Source organism: Ruegeria sp. TASC047 (assembly GCF_059612445.1).
Window position 1 is genome coordinate 77337 of record NZ_JBXWQP010000034.1, and the last position, 22107, is coordinate 99443.

The following is a 22107-nucleotide window of genomic DNA, read 5'->3' on the forward strand; positions in this document are numbered from 1 at the left end:
AAGATGAAGCAAGGGCGGTTTTTGAGATGAGTTTGACGTCAGATCAGATGGAATTGCGCGAAGACGACATTCGCAAGCATTATCCGGCAGCGACCGCTTTGCTGAACGGGTTCGAACATGCGCCGCGGATCGCCAAAGCCGTGGAATCTACCGTTGAACGCTCACCAGTTGTTTCGACTGGTCGGCGGTTTCGCTCGACGACACCGGGGTTGGTGACACGCCGGACCGTGCGCGCAGACGGGGTGCATCTGGTTGAACGGATCGAAGCCTCGGACGATGGTGACGCCTTGGTTTCGCCGCCGCAGGCAACTGCACAACAGGCGATCCGCCGCGCCATCGCAATCGCTTTGGCCGTGGCCGATACTTATGCGGAACAGACCCCGCTTGCCGATCTGAAACGCGCGAACCTTGCCGGGGATCTGCCCGCCGCGCGGAAGACCGAGTTTTCAGAGGTTCTGACAGCCGAAGCGCTGATCACGTTGCACACGTTCGGCAATGCGCTGGCTTATCTGTTATCCTCGCATCTGGGTGAGACCACCGTTGATATTGGTGAGATCGAAGAGGTCCTGACCGACAACGGCCAACTTGCCCTGCACGGCGCGTTGTGGGAACTGGACCAGACGCTGGCCAAATACGCCTCGGACGATGCCCATCTGATCGCCGCCACCAGTGCCTATGCCGAGCAACTGATGGAGAAGTCAGCCCTGCGCGCAGGGTCCGCAGGTTATCTGGCCCCGTTCCAGAACGCAGCCTGGCATATAGAAGCCGACGATCTGACGATCCGGGGGTTCGAGCCCGCTTCAAAGGCCAAATCCACCACCTTGACCATGACGTTCAAGAAGCCGAACGAAGTGGTCGGCAACCATATCGCCAAATATCAGGCGATGAAGCTGGCCAAGATGGTGATGGCCTATGATTTCGACCGCCGCCTGAACCCGTTTGCGGAACTTGGCGGGTTCATCTTTACCTTCATGGGTGACGGAAAGCCGGGCACCGGTAAGACCACGCTGATCCAGATGATGGCCGGGCTGATCAACGAGTATTGCCAGAACGCGGGCTATCCGTTCCGCTATCAGAACCTGAGCACCGACAATATCGACAGCTATCAGGGCAAATCCGGCCAGAACGCCAAGGCGTTTATCAACACGATCATCGACCCCTCGGTCATCGGCTTTGGCACCATCGACGATATCGACCAGCTGGCGGGTAAGCGCGGTGACCGGCAGTCGTCAGCCGGGCAGTTGGAAATCACCGCCGTTCTGATGGAGAGCTTTGCCGGTGCCAACACCGTCGTGCGCGGCAACTGCACCTTTGGTATGTTCTCGAACTACCCTGAGAATGTGGACGACGCCCTGCGCCAGCGGGCGGGCGCGCGGTTTCTGGTGGACGGGCCGCAAACGCGCGAGGATTACATCGACATCCTGCACCTGTTGATGGGCCGCAACCACGACATCCCGCTGGGCGAACACGAAGCTTACGCCGCGCAGGAAATCAAGAAGGCCGTCGCCGCCAGTTTCGAAAGCCATTCCCGCCCGCATGAGGACGCTCTGTTGCAGGTCTATGACCGGGTCTCGGGTGAGATCGGCCAGATGGATACGATCGCCAAGCTGGGCACTTACCTCAAGGCGATCCAGCAGGCGGATGAGCGCTTTACGGGCCGCGCGATCAAGAACATCACCGACGCGGTCAAGGTCCGCGCGATGGATTTCGAACTGCCTGACGAATGGATGGAAAACCCCGACCTGTTCCTGTTCCGCGACTACGACACCAAGAAAGCGATGATCGAGGACCTGCGCCAGCCGATCACGGTCGAGATGGTGATACAGGAAATCAACCGCTACGCCGACAGCGAATTCCGCTATGCCGACAAGAGCGACGAGGTCGCCATCGAAAACGCCGTGCGCGAGATGGGCCGGATGGGAGAGGCCAAGCGGCGGTATTTGGAGGGGAAGCGGTGAGCGACCTTACTGCTGGCAAATCAAATATAAGCTCTATCGTATTTAGAGCTGCGACAGCCGCTACAGCATTAATACTAGGCGTTTTCATCGTCTTTATGTGCTTTGAAGTTTGTACGACAAAGTACTTCTTTGTCGAAGAATGCGTCTCAAAATGGTCTTATCTAATAAGCGCGTCTCCTAATGAAATTGGCGATACTTTGGCTGGTGTCGCAGGTGCATTGGCATTTGTTTGGGTCGCTGCATCGGTTGTCATACAGCGACTTGAATTGGACAGGACTGTCAACGCGTTCGTCGAGCAGGGAGCAAATCTTAGGGAACAGTCCGACAGAGATGCATTTGATGCTTTTGTTGAGAACTTTGCAGAAAAAGCCAGATATCAAACATTTCGGATCAATTTTGATAGAGCACAAAACATATACCCTCCCACAATATCATTAGTGAACTCTCTAGGAGCTAATTTCAGAAAGACTGCCTCCTCGTCTGCGATAGCAAACACGGTGGCTGACCAAATCAGCCAGTCAGTCGAAGAAATAATTCAAAAGGGCCATAGCATAGCCCAAGATGGATCCCTTCAGCATTTGCAAGAATTCTCGGATTATCTTGATGAAATAGCTAAGAGGTCCGAGCGTTGGCAACCCGAGATTAAAGCGGAATTTGAGCGCCGAGGTTTCAAACGGTTGGAGGAGAGCGTGAAAAAGCTTCGTGCTCATTACGTTAATGAGTAAGCATGGATTATATTTGAAGAGTTGTATCGCGGCGCAGCCGCGACGCGCCCGACCCGCCCCCCAGGGCGGGCGCGTTCCGCACCCACCCTCGGGCCGGGCGCATCGCTATCGTTGTGCGGGAAGGCAAGTCTCATGATCCGCCTCATCGAAAAAGGCCTGATGTTCGGCAATCTCGTCCACATCTCCAGCCCGGCTCTGGTCGAGCGGTATAACCGTGCGTTGCAGCATCTGGCGGGCAAGACTACGGCGTTGTCGGATTTCCATGTCGATATCTCGGGCTATTCGCCCGAGGTGGGGATTGAGTTGGAGGACGAGCTTTACCTCAACCCCAACGGGGTCAACCGGCAGTTCATCCTGCTGACGACCGAGCAGAAACGCGCACCGTTGCTGAACGTCAAATTCTCGACCTCGCGCGATATCCTGCGCGAGTTCATCGAGATGAACGAGGCGCAGTTGTTCGCCTTGACCGCCACCGATGCCGTGGCCGGAGAGTTGGTGAACTCGGTCTTCAAGCTCAGCAGTCCCCGTGATTTGTTTAATCTGCGCAAAATCGAGATTGAGGCCGACACCGCAGGCGGCACCTTGCGCAAGGCGCAGCAGCTGGCGGGCATGGTCGAACAGTTCAAAACTGCCGAGGACGCCTGGTTCGACGATGTGCTGATCGCCAGGATGATCGAGACCGCGAAAGAAACCGGCGACGTTACGCGCAACCCCGTCCATCTGCGCCACACGGATTTTGAGCAACGCAACTTCTGGACGGCGCATTTCGGCGGGCTGTACCTGTTCCCGGACCTGGATCACCCGGCGGCGATCTGTATGGGTGACAGGCCTGACGATTTGCCGATCAAATACGTTTTTGACCCGTCGCAGCGGAACAAGGTTGCAAAGTTTCTGGATTACAATGATCTGGTCGAACCCATCGTCAAGGCGCGCGGCGTGGATGCCGCCGCAATCCTGCAGCAGAAGATGGATTTCCTGACTGTCGACGCGGCGGCGGATGCAGATGTCGACCTTACCGGACTGGACCGAAGCGACATGCGGCGGTTGGCGCGTAATCACTCGGATCGCTTGCCCGAAGCTTATCACGGCCTTGCGCAACTTTTGCGTTGGGCAAGCGACGGGGGGCCGTGGCCGCGTATCACGTCCGATCATCCGGCTTATTTCTACACTTTGCGCGCCGCTGACACGCCGAACCGTGATCTGGTGAACATGCTGCTGGCCGAACTGGCCCCGCTGGACCCGCGCCAGATGTTCATTTGCCACAAAGAGCTGTTCTATAGCACCTATTCCAGATGGCCCGAGAGCAAGAAAGCCTATGTTGCCGACTTCCTCGCGCGCGAGTATCAGGTGGACAAGCAAGGGGCCCGTGCCGCGCTGTTCGGCCATGAGCCGGATATGAGCGGAGAAGACCGGGTCAGCGATGACATAATCGCGCGTGTTGGTCCGTGGGGTTCGGTAAGGAAAGGCTGAAATGTTCGGGTTATTGCGCCTTTTGCTGATCTTGTTGGTGATCCAGTCGATCGCCTATGTCGCGCTGTCTTTCTACTCGCGCGGGATACGCCGTCGCAAACTGGAAAGCTGGTGGGATGAGAAGGGCAAGACGGGCAACAAGGACGCTTTTGTCGAACGCGGATTGCACCTGTATGACAATTCGTTCCGGCGCAAACTGATCCTGGGTGTCTATATTGTGCCATGGGTGGCGATTGGCGCGCTGATCTACATCGTGAATTACATGTGAGGGTTTAGGCATGGCCTACGTGAAATGGGCGTTCATCATCATCTTCTGGGGAACGATCGCGGCGGTCCTGCAATACTCGCTGCCGCAACATGATGTTGTGCGTATCGTAAACACCTACGAAGAGCGGCAGGATCTGAACGACTGGACACGGATTTTCTGGTCCGAACCCGAAGACCAATCCACCAGCCTGTCCAACCGGGATGTGCAATTCATTCAGGCTGTGCGCGAAAATGGCAAGCCGATCGTGTACCGAAACGAAGACACCGGGTGGGGGTGGCCACCCTACTTCAAGTTCGACACAGCGAACCTTTACACCGAAGCCAATGATGCGAAATCGACCAAAGAAAACCCGAAATGGGTGGTCGTAACCCATTACGGATGGCGAAACGAGTTCATGTCGATCTTTCCAAACGCCATTTTCATCAAACATGTGGACGGGCCGGATGTGCAGGTCATTCCCTGGTTCAACATCATTTTCCTGACAATTTTCGCCGCGCTGGTCTGGGCGGTTTGGGTGCGCTGGCGCAGGTTCCGAAAGGCCCGAATTGATCCGATGATCAAGAATGTGGAAGACGGCTTTTATGCGGCCGGAGACGCGATTGAAGAACGCCGAAACAGATTTCAGCGCTGGCTGGACAGCTGGAAATCGAAATAGGCCTTAACGTCACGGGCGTGTTTGTGGCACACCCGTTGGACCAAAGATATCGGCTACCTGACAACAAATTCTGCGTGCAAAGCGCCCGCCGCTTTGATGGTTTTCAAGATATCGATCATATCCTGGGGTGATACCCCCAGCGCGTTCAGACCTGCGACAACCTCGGACAAGGTCGTAGCCTCGGGGATTTCGGCAAGGCCAGTTCCTTCTTCCTCTTCGACCCCTGCAATAGTGCGCGGAACGACCACTGTTTCGCCCCTGGCAAACGGATTGGGTTGCACGGCAATCGGTGCTTCCTGAACCGTCAGGGTCAGATTACCCTGAGAGACAGCCACACGCGATATCCGGACTTCCTGCCCCATTACGATGGTGCCAGACCGCTGATCGACCACCACACGCGCCTTTGCTTCCGGCTCGACCAGAATATTCTCGATACGCCCAATGGCATGGGCCGTCGACACCGCCTGAGTTGCAGCAATGTTGAGTTCAACCGTGCCTGAGTCGCGCATAATTGCCACAGCTCTGTTGAACTCGGTGTTTATGGCAAATTCGATACGCGCGGCCGTGGTGAAATCGGGTTCTCTCAATGCAAGGCGCATTTGGGTCAAAGTTGACAAGTCGAACTCAATTTCACGCTCAACACGCGCGCCGGACGGGATTACACCCGAGGTTGGCACCCCGCGCACGACCGACGCGGCCTCTCCCTCAGCGGAAACGCCACCTGCAAGGATTGTGCCCTGTGCAACCGCATAGATTTGCCCGTCTGCTGCGTTCAGCGGGGTCATAACCAGTGTCCCACCCAACAAGCTGTTTGAATCGCCTATCGCCGAAACCGTTACATCAATTTGGCCGCCGACTCTGGCAAAAGGCGGCAGACTGGCTGTCACCAAAACGGCTGCCACATTCTTAGGCCGGAAATCCTCGCCCGTTACGTTGACACCCAAACGCTCCAGGATGTTGGACATGATCTCTTCGGTGAAAGGGGAGTTGCGCAATCCGTCACCGGTTCCGTTCAAACCAACGACCAGGCCATATCCCACAAGATCATTACCTCGGACACCGTCGAAATCGACGAGGTCCTTGAGGCGGATTGCCCCCGCCCAGGCCGTACCGGGAAGAAAGATCAGGAGAAGTATCAGCGCCCTCATCTCAGGAAATTTACCAGCGAAAGGTTCGCATTGCGAACGGTTACCGAATAGAGGCTTTCCAACTGAAACTGCACCGTTTGCAATTTCGCCGCTGTTTCATAAGGATCTGCTGCGATCAGTTCGTTCCGGCTGAATTCCAGACTGGTTCGGGCCATCGAATTTCGCGTAGCGGCCTGTTCGATGCGGGCCTCGGCGCTACCGACCTGAGCCTGCAGGTTTACCGTGGCATCCTGTGCGTTCGCCAGATCGACGCCCAGCTGCGTGAACAAGGCGGTGCGCTGGTCGGCAGAAAGAGCCAACGTATTGTCGGTGGCTAATGCCGCTATTGCAACATCCCTCAGGGCTGCCTTGAATGCCGGGTCGGTTGCCGTGAGTGGCAGCGCGACGCTTTCATTTTCCGAGATCTGCATAGGAGAGAGCGTAGTACTCGCACCCTGATAAATCATGGCGTCAAACCCAGCAGGGCTAATGAACCATGTGTCGGCAGCCAGGCGTATGTCGGCGACGGTCACGGCCCCCGTCAGTTGTGTCTTCAACGCAGCCAACAGCGTGTCGGTCGAGGGCAGTGGCGAGACATCCGTGGCTGTACCCGAAAACAGACTGCGTCCACCAACTCGCGTGTTCAGAGCCGATACCATCGTGTCGAGCTCATTCCTGGCATGATCTGACGCCTGTTCATGATTTACAGGCTGATTGGCTGTTCCGTAGGCCAACAGAGACGCGGTCATTTCGCCAACCGAATCGCCAAATGTCTTCAGGCTCAACTGCATGGCATCCGTGAACAGGGCCGCTTCGGCAGTGGCAATGCCAAAGGCGTCGAGCCTGGCAAGCGAACGGTCCAGATCCAGGATTTGAGAGTAATCTCCGCCAAGCCGACCAGATATATCCTGCACTTTGCCGGTGGACATCTCGTAAGAGAGGGTTTCAATCTGTGTTTTGATTTCAGTGGCGCGGGTGCGAAGGGTCATACCGCGCGCCAGATCGCCGATGGCAGTCAAATTCATGCTCATAACCTCAAAAGCGTTTCCATAAGCTCATCGACGACCGAGATGACACGCGCGTTTGCTGCGTATGTCTGTTCGATCTGCATGAGGCGCTGTAATTCCTGATCCGTATCCACGCCTTGTTCGGCCTCAATCTGCGACATTTGTTGTTGGCTGTTGCTGGCAAATGCCTTCCGCTGCTCCGCAGCGTGAGATTGCGCCCCGGCTTTCGACATAAGCGCCTCGGTCAACTCGGCGGCGCGCATGTTTCCAGTGCCAAACAGCCCGCCAAGTACAGTGCGCGCATCATTCAGAATGGCACCGAAAGCACGCAGTTGCGACGCTTGTCCGGGATCGCCCGGCGTTGCGGCACCCAGCCCGGCGCGGAGCTTCCAGCTGTTCCCGCCGTTGTCGGGGTCCGCAACCGAATTCACCAAAATGCGCGATGACAGCCCGACAAAGGTTGTCGGGTCGAACCGATTTCCGTTGTCTGTGAACAGACCGGGATCTGTCGCAAGTGCCGTGGGATCCAAGCCCGGCGTTTCAAATCGTTCGATAAGATCGCGGGCAACGGTATCAAGCTGCAGCTGCGCCTCAACCGCCAATTCATCGCGAATTGAAAACTGGGCCATCAACGCGCCGCCGCGGATTTGCGCAGTGTCCCCGCTGGTGCGTACCGGGTTGCCGTTCATAGCCAATCCGGACAGGAGACCATTTGCAACCGTCATGTGGGGTTTCGTCTCACCGGTCGTGGAAAAGGTGAACTCGGACGCCTTACCTTCAAGAAGTATCAACCCGCCGTCTGAATAGAGCGATACCTGATCGTTGGCACGTGGCACAACGTTGACCGGGATCAAAGTATTGACCTGATCGATCAGGACTTGCCGTTGATCCAGCAAGGCCCCGATATCGCCGCCGGAATTTTGAATGGCCGGAGTCTTTGCGTTCAGAACTTCGATGTCTTTCAGAACCAGGTTCAGGCTTTCGATCTGAGCGCCTATCTTGCGGTCCGCGTCCGAGCGTGCCTGTCGCACACCCTCAGAAGCCGCGTTAAGCTCTGCCGTAAGATCGCGCGCCGCGCGCGCCACTTGATCAAGCCTTTCGATCGAGTCGGGGAGACTGGCTGCGGTGATGAAGCTGTTATCCAAGGCAGACATGCGGCTGGCAAGGGATGGCGTGCCGTCTGCTGTTCCTAGAAGGTTTTCGAACCGTGAACGGAAATCCGAAATGGCGGATTGAAAGGCAAGCTCGGCGTCTGACGACCGTCTGTTGGCCGTCAGAACCGGGTCCTGATGCCGGATCACCCCAACCGTACGCACGCCATTGCCAGATATGGGGCTTGTCGCCAGTTCAAGGGACCTGCGCGCATAGCCCGGTGTCAGGGCATTCGCGATATTCCCCGACACCACAGCGGCCCCGCGACTGGCCGCTGTCAGCCCGCCCAATGCGTTATTGAGTGCCGTCGACATATTCATGAGGCCGCTCCTTTCCTTTGATCAGTGCCTGGATCAGCGCTTCAAGTTGGTCGTTTCCTGAAGCATCTCGTCCACCGTCTGGATCACCGTGGCGCTGGATGAATAGGCGCGTTGTGTCTGGATCAGGGATGTCAGCTCGGTTGCCACATCCGTGGTGGATTCTTCGCGTGCGAAGGAAACGATATCACCGGTTGGGCCTTCGCCCGCGTTCCACAGAAAAAACGTGCCGCTTTCGCGGGATGGCGCGTAGGTTTGACTGTCCAGTGCCGTCAGGCCATTGGGGTTAGGAACATCGGCCAGCGGGATCTGGAACATTCGGCGGCTGACGCCGGTATCGTAGAATGCATAGACATAGCCACTTTCATCGACCTGAACGCTGGTCATCGTACCAACGGCAGAGCCGTCCCGCGTGATCGAAACTGGCGCGAAGGTATCGGACAGCTGAGTAATGCCATCGGAATCGCCGATCAGTCCGATACTGACCTCCATCGGGCCGCCAGCGACATTGACCATGACACTGCCGGTTACCGGATCGTAAGCGCCACCGGATACAGGAATGACGCTGGCCAGCGTGCCACCAGCCGTTCGATTGTCGGTAAAGGTCAAAGTGTATTCCCCGATAATCGCACCACCGGATGCTGAATCGCGCAGAACCATGGTCCATTCATTGCTGCTGCCAGTTGCGGGAACGGTCGGGATCAGCTGAATATCAATACTTTCGGATTTCCCGAGATTGTCGAAATACTCGACCGATAATGGCTGTGTGTCGCCCGGCGCACCCGCATCTGTTGCCGTTGCGGGAAGGTTCATACGCAGGTTCATCTTTGTCGTCGGTGCACCGGACAACTGATTGACGCTCAACTGAATTGGTTCAAGCGAGGCGGGCGTGTCGCGTGGAACGGGCGGGATGGACCCGTCTGCCGCAGCACGCCATCCCAAAAGAACAAGGCCGGATTCGGTCACCAGGTATCCTTCGTCGTTGGTCCGGAAGGAACCCGTGGTCGTCAGCAACATCTCGTTCGAATTCGCGCCGACCTGCGAGCTGGATCGCACCGGCAACATGCCGCGTCCGCGCACTGCAAGATCGGTAGAGTTGCTGGTGGTCACCAGTGATCCGCGCTGATCAATCATGCGCTGGCTGGTCGTGCGCACGCCCCCTGCCGAGTAACTGCCACCCTGGCCAGACGTGACCATCGAATGAAAGTCAGTTTCCACTCGTTTGTATCCGTAGGTCGAAGAGTTTGCGATGTTGTCGGAAATCGTTGCCAGCCTGTTGGCGTTGGCCTTCAACGCCGCCACACCGGCATTCAGCGAAGAGGAAATTGTCATTGGCGCGCCCTTCTGTTGCGTCAAGCTTCGATGCAACAGGTAACGCGGTGCCCCTTAACAGCGCGCTAACAGGTAAAATGCGTTCTATCCTTTAGGGTCGACGCAGAAATTTCACTTCGATTCTGTTGTTCCGAACCGCCATCGGATTGTCGGTGAAGAGTTTTCGGTCAGCATGACCTGTGATGCGATCCATCCGGCTTGCCGCTACGCCTTTGTCCTGTAACAGCTGGCGGGCTGATTGCGCCCGGGCAGTGGACAGTTCCCAGGCGGTATTGCGAACCTGCACAACAGGAGATGCGCTGACATGGCCTGTGACAGCAATCGGGTTGGTCACCAGATCCGAAGAACGCGCTATGATCAAAGCAAGCGCCCGCATGATCCCGGTTGGTTTCCCGGAACCGGCTTCGAACAGTGGCTGGGTATCCGTATCGAATAGCTCAACAACGAATCCTTCGTCGGTGACGCGTGTCACGATATGCCTGAGAAGCTTATCCGATACCTCGCTTTCACCGGTTCGCCCCAGAAGCTGAGCTTCAAGCGTCGAGAAGTCTTCGGCGTCACCTTTGCCACCACCGATGGCATCCAAACCGGTTGACCCGCGTGCCTGACGGGATTCAGTTGCGTGTTTGGTGCTGGCCCCGGCACCATCTCGCAGCAATGTCTTTTCCGACAACATGCTGTCGCCGCCAAAAGCACCGTCTCCGCCGCCGGATTCGGGGCTAAGGGGGATTGTCGGGGCGAAGTAATCCGCCAACCCTTTGCGTTGCTGTTCAGTTGTCGCGTTCAGCAGCCACATCAACATGAAGAAGGCCATCATGGCCGTGACAAAGTCGGCATATGCAACTTTCCACGCCCCGCCGTGGTGACCATCACCACCCGATACACGCTTCTTCTTGATGATGATTGGCGCCGCATTGGTCTGCGCACCCATCTCCACCACCTATGTTATCACCCGACTATCTGCCTAGCAGCGCAGGTCTTAAGGTGGCCTTAATACTTAAAACTGTTCAGAGTTCTGCTTAGCGTGGCAAGCTGATCGATGCACGGCGCAGTATCAATGACAAGCGGTTAAAGCTGTTTTCGATTCCCTCAGCTTCCGGTTTGGCAAAAAAGGCGTCCAATTCCTCGTGAATGCGAACGGCCTGATCCAGCAGCGGATCAGACCCTTCGGCGTATAGCCCGGCCTTGATCATCACTTCGTACTGCTCGTAACTGCCCACGAGTTTTCGGGTTTCTGTGATCATCTGGTTCTCGGCCTCGGATGCGGCTCCCGGCAGGCTCCGCGACACAGATCTGCTGACGTCAATGGCCGGGAAACGCCCCCGTTCGGCGATGGCGCGGCTGAGTACAATGTGCCCGTCCAAAACGCCGCGCAGAATGTCAGCGATGGGTTCATCCATGTCCGAGCCGGCCACCAAAACGCTGAATACCGCGGTAATATCCCCCTGTTCCTGCGTTCCGGGACCTGCGCGTTCGCAAAGACTGGCGATCAGGGGGGTGACAGAGGGTGGATATCCCCGCAAAGACGGGGATTCCCCCATAGAAACAGCGATTTCACGATGCGCCTCGGCGAAGCGGGTCACGGAATCAGCCAGAAAAAGAACGTTTAGACCCAGATCCCGCAGATACTCGGCCGTCGACATGGCCGACCAGGCACACCGCCTGCGCGCCAATGCCGACTGGTCACAGGTGGCGGCCACCACGATTGTGCGTTTCATGGCTTCGGGGCCAATGGCCTGCGCGACAAATTCATTCACCTCGCGTCCGCGCTCGCCAATCAGAGCGACTACGACGACATCGGACTGCATGGACCGGGCCAGTGTGGAAAGCAGGGTCGATTTTCCAACACCCGAACCGGCAAACAACCCCACCCGCTGCCCGCGTACGACGGGCAACACAGTGTTGAGAACCGACAAGCCGGTGGCCATCCTCTGCCCCAATGGTTTGCGTGCCACGGCTGGTGGAGGGGCCTGCATGATATCGCGCGTCTGCGATCCGCTCAGCAACGGTTTTCCATCCAAGGGCCTGCCAAAGGGGTCGATTACCCGTCCAAGCCAGTGCAATCCCGGTGCAAAATCCGGTGATGGGTCAAGGTAGACGCGATCCCCCAGGCTGACCCCATCGGGGGCCGCATTGGGGAGCATTTTGATATGGCCAGAACCGACATGAAGCACCTCGCCCGCAAGATCGGACCCGACGCGCCGCCGCAATGTCAGCAAATCCCCGACTCGGGCATGCGTGTTCAAACCACCGATTTCGATCAGACCCTGTGCGACGCCGGTAACCAGTCCCACATGACGAACTGCGGTCATCCTGTCGAATTCGTGTTTCAGAAGTACCGGGTCGAAATCAGACATCGTGGAGTCTCCAACTGAGTTCTGAAAACGGTTTCTAAAGGAATCAGGGTTAAGCCTTGATTGAAATTGATCGAGGGAGAAGCCCCGATGTTCTATGACCTGAACGTCTTTAAGACAGCGTACGCAATGGCAACCCATGCCGGGCAACGGCAGGCGGTCATTGCACGCAACATGGCGAATGCCGATACGCCGGGCTATCAGCCGCGCGATATCGAGGCCTTTCAGAAAGCTTTCGAAACCACCGGGCATGACGTGACCATGGACGCCACGCGGCCGGGCCATCTGCACGGCAGTATAGGTGCGCAAAACTGGGCTGAGGTTGAAGCTGTCCCATCAGGTGATCCCAATGGCAATGGTGTGTCGCTTGAGGAAGAGATGCTTAAATCGGTCGAGGTTAAACGACAGCACGACCGAGCGCTGGCGATCTACAAATCCTCAATGGACATTCTGCGCACCAGTTTGGGTCGCGGATAAGGGGCGGCAGGTATGAGCGATTTTTCCCATTCCCTTGCTGCGTCAGCCAGTGCTTTGCGCGCGCAATCCGCGCGTTTGCGGCATGTGTCCGAAAACATCTCGAACGCGGACACGCCCGGCTATCGACGCAAAACCGTACCGTTTGAAACCGTGCAGAAAAACGGTGGGGACATGGTGCAGGCCGGCCGAGTGACGCTTGATCAGCGTTCGCTGAGCCGCATCTACGACCCGGGTCATCCGTTGGCAGATGAAAGTGGTCACTTCCAAGGCTCAAACGTCGATTTGATGATTGAAATCGCGGACGCGCGAGAAGCCCAGCGCAGTTATGAGGCCAACCTAAAGATGTTTGATCAGACGCGGCAGATGTCGTCGTCGCTGATGGAATTGCTCAGAAAATAAGGACAGCCAGAATGGATATCCGATCACTGAACGCCGCGCAGAATTATGCCGGCGCACGCTCTGCCACACAGGCCGATCCCGATCATAGCGGGGCGGCACAAGGATTGAGGGCGACCTTTCAGGACTTTGCAGCCACGCTCAGACACAGCGAACAGATATCTCAGTCTGCGATGGTCGGTCAGGCTGATCCCCATGCACTTGTTCAAGCGCTGGCCCAGACCGAACTGGCGGTAGAAACCGCAGTGATCGTCCGCAACAAAGTGGTCGAAGCCTATCAGGAAATCCTAAGAATGCCGGTCTGACCCGATGCTCAGCGAAGGGCTTTTTTATGACATCGTTCGTCAGGCGTTGTGGGTTGCGGTCATCACATCCGTCCCGATCCTTGCCGTGGCTCTGGTTTCTGGCCTGATTGTCGGTCTGTTTCAGGCGCTGACCTCGATACAAGAGATGACCCTGACCTTCGTTCCCAAATTGATCGCCATTGTCATCGTTTTCTGGATTTCGATGGGGTTCATGACACAGACCCTTGTTACGTTTTTTACCGGAACGCTTGTTCCCTTGATTGCAGGAGGCCGCTGATGGACACGGCTTACGTCACCCTGTCCCGCCAGTCCGGGCTAATGAATGAAATGCGACTGGTGGCGAATAACATCGCAAATGCCAACACGACCGGATATCGCCAGCAGGGGCTGGTGTTTTCGGAATACGTGCGGGACATTCCGAACAATCCGTCCCTCTCCATGAGCCGGGCCGAGGCGCGCAACACATCGTTGCAACAAGGTGTGCTTACGAAAACCGGAGGGCAGTTTGATTTCGCCATCGAAGGGGACGGGTTTTTCATGGTTGAAACCCCGGATGGCAACCGGCTGACGCGTGCGGGCAGTTTCTCGCCAAATGCCGAAGGCGATCTGGTTGCGATGGATGGTGCGCGTGTTCTGGATGCCAACGGTGCCCCGGTCTTTATCCCGCCCGATGCAGCTTCGATTGATGTCGGCAGTGATGGAACGTTGAGTGTCAACGGCCAGTTTCTGGGCCAGTTGGGCGTTTTCAATGTCGCTGATCCGCAGGAGCTGGTCCGCGAAGGAAATACGCGGTTTCGTGCCAATGGTGCGATAGACCCGGTTGATGAACCCGTTGTTTTGCATCGCTTTCTCGAAGGTTCAAACGTCAGCGCCATGCAGCAGGTGACCCGCTTGGTGGAAATCCAGCGCGCCTATGAGCTGGGACAAAGCTTTCTTGACAGCGAAGACGAACGCGTGCGCGGGGCGCTCAAGGCGCTGATGCGCTGAACGTTATGAGGAGAGTTTGACATGAGAGCCCTGAAAATTGCCGCCACCGGAATGACCGCGCAACAGATGCGGGTCGAAACGATTTCGAACAACCTAGCAAACATGAACACCACCGGCTACAACGCCCGCCGGGCCGAATTTGCCGATTTGCATTATCAACAGATGGCGCGCGCCGGAACTGTAAACGCCTCGGACGGAACAATATTGCCGACGGGTATTCAACTTGGTCTGGGTGTGCGGCCCGCAGCTGTTACCGTGCAACTGGAACAAGGTGCTTTGTCAGCCACCGGCAGTGATCTGGACGTGGCGATTGAGGGGCGCGGATATCTGGAAGTCACGCTGCCCAGCGGTCAGTCCGCGTATACGCGTGACGGCAGCCTCAAGCGGTCGGCAGAGGGTCTGATTGTAACCTCCGATGGTTATGCGGTTTCACCGGAACTCACCGTTCCCGACGACGCACGGTCAATTTCGATCAATGCCGCGGGTGAAGTCTATGCTTATTTCGACGACTCTCCCGAGGGGCAGTTGCTGGGTGAGTTTGTCCTTGCCAGCTTTTCGAACGCCAAGGGGCTGGAAGCCATTGGCAGCAATCTGTTCAAGGAGACCGAGGCGTCGGGTGCCCCGGTGCTGGGAACTCCGGGAAGTGATGGGCTGGGCACATTGCGGCAGGGTTATCTGGAAGACAGCTCGGTCGATGCAGTGCGCGAGGTAACCGAACTTATCGAGGCGCAGCGCGGCTATGAGATGAATGCCAAAGTCATCTCGGCTGTGGATCAAATGATGAGCGCGACAACGCAGGTGCGATGATGCGAGGGATCGGCATATGTTTGACACTACTGGCTCCAATCACAGCACAGGCTGACATTGTGGTTCCAACCCGCACGATCCGGGCCAAGGAAATCATTTCTGCAACTGACTTGAAAACAAGCCCGACGGATGTCCTAGGTGCGGTGACTGACCCTGATTTTCTGATCGGGCAAGAGGCGCGGGTGGCACTGTATCCCGGCAGGCCGGTCCGAGAAGTTGATGTGGGCCCCCCCGCCATCGTTGACCGCAACGATCTGGTCGTCCTGATATTCGACCGCCAAGCCTTGTCGATAACCGCAGAAGGCCGCGCCTTGGGGCGTGGCGCTGCTGGGGATCGCATCCGGGTCATGAACCTGTCGTCCAGAACAACTGTAACCGGCCAAATCCGCGCGGATGGCCAAGTCGAGGTTAAGTAATGACCGGACTGTCGAAAACTCTCCTTCTCATAGCTTTGTCTTTGGCCGCGTGTGGTCGTCTGGATCATCTTGGCAAGCCCCCGAGTTTTACACCAAACGAAGAATCTCCCGAGCAGGTTGCCATGCTGTGGCCGGGTCTGCCCTTGCACACGCAACCACAACGAACCGTTGACCGCTCATCTCTTTGGAGCGGAGGGCAGCAATCCTTGCTGGGCGATCAGCGAGCGATCAAGAAAGGTGACATCCTGACTGTAGTCATCGAGTTGGATGAAAAAGCTGAGATATCAAACAACACCAGACGGTCCAGATCAGGCTCGGAAAACCTTGAGGTTCCTGGCCTCTTTGGTTTGCCCCAGCGCGTGCAAAAACACTTACCTGACGGGGCATCGCTGGATGAAGCCGTGTCCATCGAAGCGGATTCCACAAGTTCCGGGCGGGGATCTGTGAGGCGAAACGAGAAACTAACCCTGCGTGTCGCCGCGACGGTTCTGGATGTTCTGCCGAACGGGGTTCTTTCGATTTCCGGCTCGCAGGAGTTGCGGGTCAATTTTGAGCTGCGCGAGCTTTTGGTGGCCGGGTATGTCCGCCCTCAGGATATCTCGCGACAAAACGAAGTCACCTACGACAAGATCGCCTCGGCGCGGGTGTCTTATGGTGGAAGAGGTCAGATTACGGATGTCCAGCAACCCCGATACGGCCAGCAAGTTCTTGATTCACTCTTGCCGTTCTGAGGTGCGACCGTGATTGCAAAACTGGTTCCAGTCGTTTTCCTGATTGTCGGCCTGGGTGCGGGTGTCGGTGCCGGGCTGTTTCTGTCACCTTCGGGCAAGCCCGACAAAACAGCCGCCGAAAAAGAAGTGGCAAAAGAAGAGAAGGCCGGTCACGAGAAGTCTGAAAAGTCCAAGGAAAAAAAGCCAGCCTATGGGTATCTAAAGTTGACCAAACATTTTGTCGTTCCGGTGGTTGGGGATGACGAAATCGAAGCGATGGTCACTTTGTCTCTCAGTCTTGAGGCGAACACAGCAATTGAAGAAACTTTTTATTCCATTGAGCCCAAGTTGCGGGATGGCTTTCTTCAGGTTCTGTTTGATCACGCAAATACCGGGGGATTTGATGGGACTTTCACAGAATCCCGGAATCTGGATGTCTTGCGTAAGTCCTTGTTGGTAGTGGCGAAAAAAGAGCTGGGTGAAGATGTTTCAAAAGTGCTGATCATGAGCGTGAACCGTCAAGATACCTGACGAAGGTCGCTTCACGGCGCGGCTCCGGTCAGCATTAACGGGTTTGCTTTCGAGCAACGGCCTGCCGATGGCTTTTCAGCTGCTGATCCCGCAGGGTTGCGACGGCTTGTTTGCGGCCAAATGCAATTCTGAGCGCCTCCAGACCGGCCAGTTTCTGAGCGCGCGTTTGGGCAAGTCGCATGTTCAACGCGCGTCGCGTGGCAGATTCCCAGCCATTCCAAAGAATGTCGGCCCCGGATATCTGATATCCTTCTGTCCAACCGCTGGCTTTGCGCACCTGGTCAAGCTGATGATCCAGTTTCGCCAATTGGTTCTGAATTCTGGCCTCGGCCTCGAGGATTGGGCGGAGTGTCTGAAATTGCTTCTGGAAAGCGACGTCGGCTATTTTGTCCAGCCCGCTTAACTGAGTGTCCTTCATCGGATCTGCTCCTTTGCACGTTTCCGCATCGCTTCGGCGAACCTGATTGCAGCGGCAACGGGGCGAAATTGTTCTTCGGAGATCTCCTGCCCGATGTCGACAGTTGCGTGAAGCGCACGCGCCGTCGGAGGATCCGAGCGGATCGGAACGCCGGCCTGAGCCGCAGCAGAACGGATGGAAACGGCTACTGCATCCACACCTTTGGCGACACAAACAGGTGCGCTGCCAGTAGCCCTAGACCACTTCAGTGCAACGGCAAAATGGGTGGGGTTTACGATAACAACATCCGCGCCCGGAACATCTACCATCATCTGGCTGGAGGCGATCTCCTGCGCACGTTGACGGCGGTATTGCTTTACATACGGGTCGCCTTCGGCGTTCTTAGTTTCATCCTGGATCTCTTTGCGCGACATGCGGTTCTTGCGCATGTGCTCGGCGTATTGCCACAGAAAGTCGATAACGCCGATGCCGAGTGCGATGGCAACCACAATGAACAGGAAGCGAAACAACAGGTTCATCATCAGCAGTATGGATGACTTTGCCGGGGCCGCGCTGGCAGACAGAATTTCGGCCAGATTCGACTTGATGAAAAGTGCGAGGCACAGGCTGTAAATCGCCAGTTTGGTTGCACTCTTGGCGAACTCGAACAAGCCACCGCGCCCGAACTTGTTTTTGGCATTCGAAACAAGGGAAATCCGCGAAAGCTTTGGTTTCAGTTTGCTGGGGGCGAACACCAGCGTGCGCTGAGCAATCAGGTTTAACAAAACGGCCACCGCGGGCAGGCAGAAAAGCACGGCAATGGGTGGCAACGCGCCACTCAGAATTTCGGCAACCGTTGCTGCCGCAGGTCCGGTTTTCAGAAGGTTCGCGATCTGGTTGGATTGGTCGATCAGGACCATGAACAGAGTTCCCAATTGCGCGACCGCGTACTGCCCTGCCGCCAACAATGCGATCAGCAGCCCAGTATATGCCGCAACAACCGACAAGTCGTTGGACTTGGGAACCTCGCCCTTTTCACGGGCTTTCTGGAGCTTTTGCGGCGTCGGCTCGTATGACTTGTCGCTGTCGTCATCGGCACCGCTCATCGCTGGCCTCCGATCGGGTTCATGAAGAAGGCAATCAGCGCGTCAGACCAAACAGAGAGGATCAATGGTGCGCCCGCAAACAGCAAAAACAGCCCAGCAAACGTTATTGCTGGCGCGCCCACCAAGGCGACCATCAATTGCGGCATGGCCCGGTTGATAACCCCAAGTGCAAGATTGTAGATCAACGAGGCGATGACGAATGGCGTTGCCAGCGAGAAGGCCAACCCAAAGCTGCGTGAGATTTGTCGCACACCCCAATGGGACAAATCTGCCGAGCTTGGCACCAACCCCATGGGGAATAGGGCATAACTCTGGATCAGGAATTGCGCGGCCCGTACGTGCAAGCCCATGATGACGGCAAGCGTTAGCCCCGCGATCGTTAGCAGGTATCCCATTGCCGGAACAGGATCAGTGGCCGCCGCACCCAGCAATTGCGACAATGACGTGGATTGCGCGGCAATGGATCCCGCGGTTTGCAGCGCCAAAACAAACAGCCGCAGCCCGGTTCCAAGCGCCAGCCCAATCGGGATTTCTGTCCCAACCAACCACCCCAGCGTCCACAGGCTGGGAGACAGGTCCAGAGGTTGGGTTGCCGGAAAAATGATCAGGGTAAAGGCGACGGATATCCCCAGTTTCATCCGTGTTGGAATGCTGCGTTCGCCGAAAGCAGGCAACAGCGAAACCAAAGCAGAGACGCGCAGAAAAACCGCAAAGGCCTGCCAGAGCGGTTCGGCCAGCTGCGTCAACAATTCTGGTGGCAGAGCGATCACGCGGGAACAGTTCCTACCAGCGCGGGTTTGGCTTCCAACCCGATTTCCTCAAAAGAAAGGACCGGGTTTGAAACGCCGCGCGCATGCATGATCGTACGCAACAACCGGCGTCGCCGGGACGAGGTCACGACAGCAGGAAACAGACCGTTATCAGCAGATCTGGCGATACTGCTGACCATGCCGTCGGCCAGCTTGTTAAACAGGTTCGGCGGTAGCGCGACATCCAGTCCGGCGCTGGGCGCGTCGACCTGATAGGTGGTGAACGTTTCCTCCCACTCGGGGGCCAGTTGGATCAGCGGGATTGAGCCATCCTCACGCTTCATATCGGCGATCAGTTGAAATCCGAGACGCTGGCGCACCAATTCGCAGATGCCTTCAGGCTGGGTGGTTGTCAGCCGTGCTTCGGCAACGCTTTCAAGGATCAGGGCCATGTTCCGGATCGAAACCCGTTCCTCCAGAAGCAGTCGCAGAACGGCGTGCAATGTGTCCATTGGCACTTTGTCGGGGATCAATTCATCCAGCAACTTGCGGTTTGCCTCAGCCCGAACTGGGTCGCTCAGGCGGGTCATTTCGGTCAGCAGGCGGCGCAGGGATTTCAACGTCAGCAAGCGCGAGAAGTTCTGCTTGATAATCTCTAGCAGATGCGTGGCCAGGATCTCGGGCGGTGAGACGATAGTGGCCCCGTTCAGCGCTGCGTCCTCCTGATGTTTGGGCAGGATCCAGCGGGCAGGCGCGCCGTAAACCGGCTCGGTCACGTCATTGCCTTCGGGCAACAGATCGAACCCGTCCTGAACCAGAGCCAGAACCAGATCGGGGTTCAGAACGCCGCGCGCCTGTTCGACCCCCTGAACCTTGATCACATAGGTTCCGGTTGGCAGGTCGGCTCGATCAGTCAGGCGAATTTCGGGCAGGATCAATCCGAAGGTAGACGCCACGTAGTTGCGCATATTGGCGATGCGGGCATCCAACCCGGTTGCGGGATTCAAAACCAAGCTTACCAGATCGGGTGCGAATTCAAGGTGCACGTCATCCAGATCCAGAATATCACCAATAGCCTGCGAGACCGACACCTCGGTTTCGGTCGCCTGCGAATGCAATGACGGGTCCGTTTCTTTCTGCTTTTTCCGAATTCTGTAGGCCGCATAACCAAGCACAGCTGCACCAAGGATGAACGGCAGGAAAGGCAGGCCGGGCACCAGCGCAAACAGAACCATAAGAACCGCCACAGTAGACAGCGCAGCCGGATGCCGCCCGAGTTGGGAGAAAATGGCATTGTCGGTGGCACCCTGTGTTCCGCCGCGCGCCAGCAGCAATGCAGAGGCAATCGAGATGATAACCGCAGGGATTTGCGAGACCAGACCATCACCGACGGTCAGGATTGCATAAGTCTCGAACGCCGAAGACACCGGCATTCCGTGCACGATCACGCCCATGACCAAACCCATAACAAGGTTCAAAAGAGTGATCAGAAGGCCGGCAACGGCATCACCTTTGACAAATTTCGACGCACCGTCGAGCGAGCCAAAGAACGTCGTTTCCTGCTGTTCGCGTTCCCGCCGTTCCTTGGCTTGCTGATGGTCGATGGCACCGGCTGACATGTCGCTGTCGATGGCAAGCTGCTTGCCCGGCATCCCGTCTAAGGCAAAGCGCGCGCCGACCTCGGCCATACGGGCGGCCCCTTTGGTGATGACCATGAAGTTCACGATCAGAAGCACGCCGAATACCACAAGGCCAAGAAAGATGCTGCCGCCCATGACGAAATTGGCGAACCCTTCGATCACGTCACCCGCGGCGTTCGGCCCGGTATGTCCCTGACCGATGATCAGTTTGGTCGACGAGACGTTCAGCGACAGGCGCAACATCAACGATGCCAGAAGAATCGTTGGGAAGGACGAGAAATCCAGCGGACGTTCGATGAACAGCGTCAGAGTGAAAATCAGGATGGCCAGCGCGAAAGAGGCGGCTAGCCCGACGTCCAGCACCCAGGCGGGCATGGGCAGGATCATCATGACGATGACGGTCACCAGCGCCAGTGCCAACAGAACGGTTGGTGAAAACAGGGACCGGATGTCAATCTTGGGCACGCAGGTTTCCTAATTGAAAGGGATGAAAGCATTTGCTGTGCTATTGGTCGGGACCAGAGAGCCCAGAGCAGCGGTGGCGGGTGAGGCCACTAGCATCGGAATCAAGGGCGCTCCGGCCCTTGTGAACGGATCGGGTGACTTGCCAGAAAACTCGTGCGAGGGCGGGTTGTCCAATTGAGCCATCACCGTCTGGAACCGACCGCGATAAGCCTCGGCCAGAGCATTCGTGCGGGAATGATACGCCCCGGCCGCAGCAGGCCACGAACCAAGCTCGAAATAAAGGTCTTTCAGGAAGCGGGCGGCGTAGGTTGCGTTCGCATCCGGATCGAACATCGCATCGATCGAGCGGAAGGCCTTGCCATGCCAGCGATAATTGACCTGGAAACACCCGACGTCAAAGCTGCGAGAGCCCGCTTTGAAAATTTTGAAAACATAGGCCTTGGCCTCGGCCTCGGACTTGAACCAATACCCCTGACCTTCGACATTTATGGTCCACGGCCAGGGCTGCAACATTCCGTCGACTGTTCGCCCGGTTTCAACGCGAGTTATGGCGCGCAGCACGTCCAGCGGAACATCTTCGGACAGTGCCGCATGTTGCGCGGCCTGATCACAAAGCCCGCCTGTCGGTGCTGCGTGCATGGCAGAACCCACCTGCGCCAACAGCACATGCAGTATCATGAAAGCAATCGGTATTCTGCGAATTGGCATTCTGCCGGTCCGGGATTCTGGCGTTTTCGGCCAAGCTAGCCGCCGATC

25 protein-coding genes are annotated in these 22107 nt (G+C 56.9%); 14 read left to right on the forward strand and 11 right to left on the reverse strand.

The genetic code is table 11. From position 1 onward, the window contains the following. Positions 1–26: 26 nt before the first annotated feature. The 5 genes from AC2FLO_RS13760 (at position 27) to AC2FLO_RS13780 (ending at position 5076) form a co-directional block, all read left to right on the forward strand. Entirely contained in the window at positions 27–1958 is a 1932-nt protein-coding gene (locus AC2FLO_RS13760) for an AAA family ATPase (RefSeq protein WP_496753684.1), read from the forward strand. Next, on the forward strand, positions 1955–2683 hold the full coding sequence (locus tag AC2FLO_RS13765) for a hypothetical protein (RefSeq protein WP_496753682.1): 729 nt from the start codon (positions 1955–1957) through the stop codon (positions 2681–2683). Before AC2FLO_RS13760 ends, AC2FLO_RS13765 begins: the two co-directional genes overlap by 4 nt. A gap of 132 nt (positions 2684–2815) precedes the next feature. Then, positions 2816–4153 (forward strand): DUF6638 family protein, encoded by a 1338-nt coding sequence (locus AC2FLO_RS13770; RefSeq protein WP_496753680.1) that lies wholly within the window; start codon positions 2816–2818, stop codon positions 4151–4153. Between the two features lies 1 nt (position 4154). Next, positions 4155–4421: a hypothetical protein gene (locus tag AC2FLO_RS13775; RefSeq protein WP_480920253.1), complete on the forward strand. Its 267-nt coding sequence runs from the start codon at positions 4155–4157 to the stop codon at positions 4419–4421. A gap of 10 nt (positions 4422–4431) precedes the next feature. Continuing rightward, entirely contained in the window at positions 4432–5076 is a 645-nt protein-coding gene (locus AC2FLO_RS13780) for a DUF1523 family protein (RefSeq protein WP_496753678.1), read from the forward strand. Between the two features lie 53 nt (positions 5077–5129). On the opposite strand, the gene AC2FLO_RS13785 is transcribed toward AC2FLO_RS13780, so the two are convergent. The 6 genes from AC2FLO_RS13785 to AC2FLO_RS13810 form a co-directional block, all read right to left on the reverse strand. Then, the gene (locus AC2FLO_RS13785) at positions 5130–6224 is read right to left on the reverse strand and encodes a flagellar basal body P-ring protein FlgI (RefSeq protein ID WP_496753677.1); all 1095 of its coding nucleotides are present in this window, start codon (positions 6222–6224) and stop codon (positions 5130–5132) included. Further along, entirely contained in the window at positions 6221–7228 is a 1008-nt protein-coding gene (locus AC2FLO_RS13790) for a flagellin (protein ID WP_496753675.1), read from the reverse strand. The genes AC2FLO_RS13785 and AC2FLO_RS13790 overlap by 4 nt, the downstream gene beginning before the upstream one ends. Before the next feature lie 2 nt (positions 7229–7230). Further along, the gene (flgK, locus tag AC2FLO_RS13795) at positions 7231–8682 is read right to left on the reverse strand and encodes a flagellar hook-associated protein FlgK (RefSeq protein WP_496753673.1); all 1452 of its coding nucleotides are present in this window, start codon (positions 8680–8682) and stop codon (positions 7231–7233) included. Between the two features lie 33 nt (positions 8683–8715). Beyond that, positions 8716–10011 carry a flagellar hook protein FlgE gene (locus tag AC2FLO_RS13800; protein ID WP_496753671.1) on the reverse strand — a complete coding sequence of 432 codons (1296 nt, stop codon included), beginning with the start codon at positions 10009–10011 and terminating at the stop codon, positions 8716–8718. A 91-nt stretch (positions 10012–10102) separates the two neighbouring features. Continuing rightward, a complete protein-coding gene (locus AC2FLO_RS13805; RefSeq protein WP_496753669.1) occupies positions 10103–10942 on the reverse strand; it encodes a flagellar motor protein MotB in 840 nt (279 codons plus the stop codon). Positions 10943–11030: 88 nt separating this feature from the next. Beyond that, on the reverse strand, positions 11031–12323 hold the full coding sequence (locus AC2FLO_RS13810) for a FliI/YscN family ATPase (RefSeq protein WP_496753743.1): 1293 nt from the start codon (positions 12321–12323) through the stop codon (positions 11031–11033). A 132-nt stretch (positions 12324–12455) separates the two neighbouring features. Here AC2FLO_RS13810 and AC2FLO_RS13815 point away from each other — a divergent pair, with 132 nt between their 5' ends. Genes AC2FLO_RS13815 through AC2FLO_RS13855 form a run of 9 tightly spaced genes read left to right on the forward strand, consistent with a single transcriptional unit; the run spans position 12456 to position 16994 of the window. After that, positions 12456–12842 (forward strand): FlgB family protein, encoded by a 387-nt coding sequence (locus AC2FLO_RS13815; RefSeq protein ID WP_480488145.1) that lies wholly within the window; start codon positions 12456–12458, stop codon positions 12840–12842. 12 nt (positions 12843–12854) lie between these two features. Beyond that, positions 12855–13241 (forward strand): flagellar basal body rod protein FlgC, encoded by a 387-nt coding sequence (gene flgC / locus AC2FLO_RS13820; RefSeq protein WP_480507182.1) that lies wholly within the window; start codon positions 12855–12857, stop codon positions 13239–13241. An 11-nt stretch (positions 13242–13252) separates the two neighbouring features. Then, complete coding sequence (gene fliE / locus AC2FLO_RS13825; protein WP_496753667.1) at positions 13253–13543, forward strand: flagellar hook-basal body complex protein FliE; 291 nt, start codon at positions 13253–13255, stop codon at positions 13541–13543. A gap of 4 nt (positions 13544–13547) precedes the next feature. Continuing rightward, positions 13548–13820: a flagellar biosynthetic protein FliQ gene (locus AC2FLO_RS13830; protein ID WP_480488141.1), complete on the forward strand. Its 273-nt coding sequence runs from the start codon at positions 13548–13550 to the stop codon at positions 13818–13820. Next, on the forward strand, positions 13820–14530 hold the full coding sequence (locus AC2FLO_RS13835) for a flagellar hook-basal body complex protein (RefSeq protein WP_496753664.1): 711 nt from the start codon (positions 13820–13822) through the stop codon (positions 14528–14530). Before AC2FLO_RS13830 ends, AC2FLO_RS13835 begins: the two co-directional genes overlap by 1 nt. A gap of 21 nt (positions 14531–14551) precedes the next feature. Next, a complete protein-coding gene (gene flgG, locus AC2FLO_RS13840) occupies positions 14552–15337 on the forward strand; it encodes a flagellar basal-body rod protein FlgG (RefSeq protein ID WP_496753662.1) in 786 nt (261 codons plus the stop codon). After that, a complete protein-coding gene (flgA, locus tag AC2FLO_RS13845) occupies positions 15337–15753 on the forward strand; it encodes a flagellar basal body P-ring formation chaperone FlgA (protein ID WP_496753660.1) in 417 nt (138 codons plus the stop codon). The genes flgG and flgA overlap by 1 nt, the downstream gene beginning before the upstream one ends. Further along, positions 15753–16484: a flagellar basal body L-ring protein FlgH gene (gene flgH, locus AC2FLO_RS13850; RefSeq protein ID WP_480483916.1), complete on the forward strand. Its 732-nt coding sequence runs from the start codon at positions 15753–15755 to the stop codon at positions 16482–16484. Before flgA ends, flgH begins: the two co-directional genes overlap by 1 nt. 9 nt (positions 16485–16493) lie before the next feature. Continuing rightward, the gene (locus tag AC2FLO_RS13855) at positions 16494–16994 is read left to right on the forward strand and encodes a flagellar basal body-associated protein FliL (RefSeq protein WP_496753658.1); all 501 of its coding nucleotides are present in this window, start codon (positions 16494–16496) and stop codon (positions 16992–16994) included. 34 nt (positions 16995–17028) lie between these two features. On the opposite strand, the gene AC2FLO_RS13860 is transcribed toward AC2FLO_RS13855, so the two are convergent. From AC2FLO_RS13860 to AC2FLO_RS13880, 5 genes are read right to left on the reverse strand one after another with little or no spacing between them, the layout of a single operon-like run. After that, the gene (locus AC2FLO_RS13860) at positions 17029–17412 is read right to left on the reverse strand and encodes a hypothetical protein (RefSeq protein ID WP_496753656.1); all 384 of its coding nucleotides are present in this window, start codon (positions 17410–17412) and stop codon (positions 17029–17031) included. Continuing rightward, positions 17409–18497, reverse strand: coding sequence for an EscU/YscU/HrcU family type III secretion system export apparatus switch protein (locus AC2FLO_RS13865; RefSeq protein ID WP_496753654.1), 1089 nt, complete (start codon positions 18495–18497; stop codon positions 17409–17411). The genes AC2FLO_RS13860 and AC2FLO_RS13865 overlap by 4 nt, the downstream gene beginning before the upstream one ends. Beyond that, a complete protein-coding gene (locus AC2FLO_RS13870; RefSeq protein WP_496753652.1) occupies positions 18494–19267 on the reverse strand; it encodes a flagellar biosynthetic protein FliR in 774 nt (257 codons plus the stop codon). Before AC2FLO_RS13870 ends, AC2FLO_RS13865 begins: the two co-directional genes overlap by 4 nt. Continuing rightward, complete coding sequence (gene flhA / locus AC2FLO_RS13875) at positions 19264–21351, reverse strand: flagellar biosynthesis protein FlhA (protein WP_496753650.1); 2088 nt, start codon at positions 21349–21351, stop codon at positions 19264–19266. Before flhA ends, AC2FLO_RS13870 begins: the two co-directional genes overlap by 4 nt. A gap of 9 nt (positions 21352–21360) precedes the next feature. After that, positions 21361–22059, reverse strand: a complete 699-nt coding sequence (locus AC2FLO_RS13880) for a transglycosylase SLT domain-containing protein (protein ID WP_496753648.1) — start codon at positions 22057–22059, stop codon at positions 21361–21363. Positions 22060–22107: the final 48 nt, after the last annotated feature.

Coding starts and splice junctions, on each gene's coding strand:
- AC2FLO_RS13790 (WP_496753675.1), bottom strand. CDS start 7,228: ATGAATTTGACTGCCATCGGCGATCTGGCGCGCGGTATGACCCTTCGC.
- AC2FLO_RS13865 (WP_496753654.1), bottom strand. CDS start 18,497: ATGAGCGGTGCCGATGACGACAGCGACAAGTCATACGAGCCGACGCCG.
- AC2FLO_RS13880 (WP_496753648.1), bottom strand. CDS start 22,059: ATGCCAATTCGCAGAATACCGATTGCTTTCATGATACTGCATGTGCTG.
- AC2FLO_RS13800 (WP_496753671.1), bottom strand. CDS start 10,011: ATGACAATTTCCTCTTCGCTGAATGCCGGTGTGGCGGCGTTGAAGGCC.
- AC2FLO_RS13775 (WP_480920253.1), top strand. CDS start 4,155: ATGTTCGGGTTATTGCGCCTTTTGCTGATCTTGTTGGTGATCCAGTCG.
- flgG (WP_496753662.1), top strand. CDS start 14,552: ATGAGAGCCCTGAAAATTGCCGCCACCGGAATGACCGCGCAACAGATG.
- flgK (WP_496753673.1), bottom strand. CDS start 8,682: ATGAATATGTCGACGGCACTCAATAACGCATTGGGCGGGCTGACAGCG.
- AC2FLO_RS13760 (WP_496753684.1), top strand. CDS start 27: ATGAGTTTGACGTCAGATCAGATGGAATTGCGCGAAGACGACATTCGC.
- flgH (WP_480483916.1), top strand. CDS start 15,753: ATGACCGGACTGTCGAAAACTCTCCTTCTCATAGCTTTGTCTTTGGCC.
- flgC (WP_480507182.1), top strand. CDS start 12,855: ATGAGCGATTTTTCCCATTCCCTTGCTGCGTCAGCCAGTGCTTTGCGC.
- AC2FLO_RS13805 (WP_496753669.1), bottom strand. CDS start 10,942: ATGGGTGCGCAGACCAATGCGGCGCCAATCATCATCAAGAAGAAGCGT.
- AC2FLO_RS13835 (WP_496753664.1), top strand. CDS start 13,820: ATGGACACGGCTTACGTCACCCTGTCCCGCCAGTCCGGGCTAATGAAT.
- AC2FLO_RS13770 (WP_496753680.1), top strand. CDS start 2,816: ATGATCCGCCTCATCGAAAAAGGCCTGATGTTCGGCAATCTCGTCCAC.
- AC2FLO_RS13860 (WP_496753656.1), bottom strand. CDS start 17,412: ATGAAGGACACTCAGTTAAGCGGGCTGGACAAAATAGCCGACGTCGCT.
- AC2FLO_RS13830 (WP_480488141.1), top strand. CDS start 13,548: ATGCTCAGCGAAGGGCTTTTTTATGACATCGTTCGTCAGGCGTTGTGG.
- AC2FLO_RS13810 (WP_496753743.1), bottom strand. CDS start 12,323: ATGACCGCAGTTCGTCATGTGGGACTGGTTACCGGCGTCGCACAGGGT.
- flgA (WP_496753660.1), top strand. CDS start 15,337: ATGCGAGGGATCGGCATATGTTTGACACTACTGGCTCCAATCACAGCA.
- fliE (WP_496753667.1), top strand. CDS start 13,253: ATGGATATCCGATCACTGAACGCCGCGCAGAATTATGCCGGCGCACGC.
- AC2FLO_RS13815 (WP_480488145.1), top strand. CDS start 12,456: ATGTTCTATGACCTGAACGTCTTTAAGACAGCGTACGCAATGGCAACC.
- AC2FLO_RS13785 (WP_496753677.1), bottom strand. CDS start 6,224: ATGAGGGCGCTGATACTTCTCCTGATCTTTCTTCCCGGTACGGCCTGG.
- AC2FLO_RS13780 (WP_496753678.1), top strand. CDS start 4,432: ATGGCCTACGTGAAATGGGCGTTCATCATCATCTTCTGGGGAACGATC.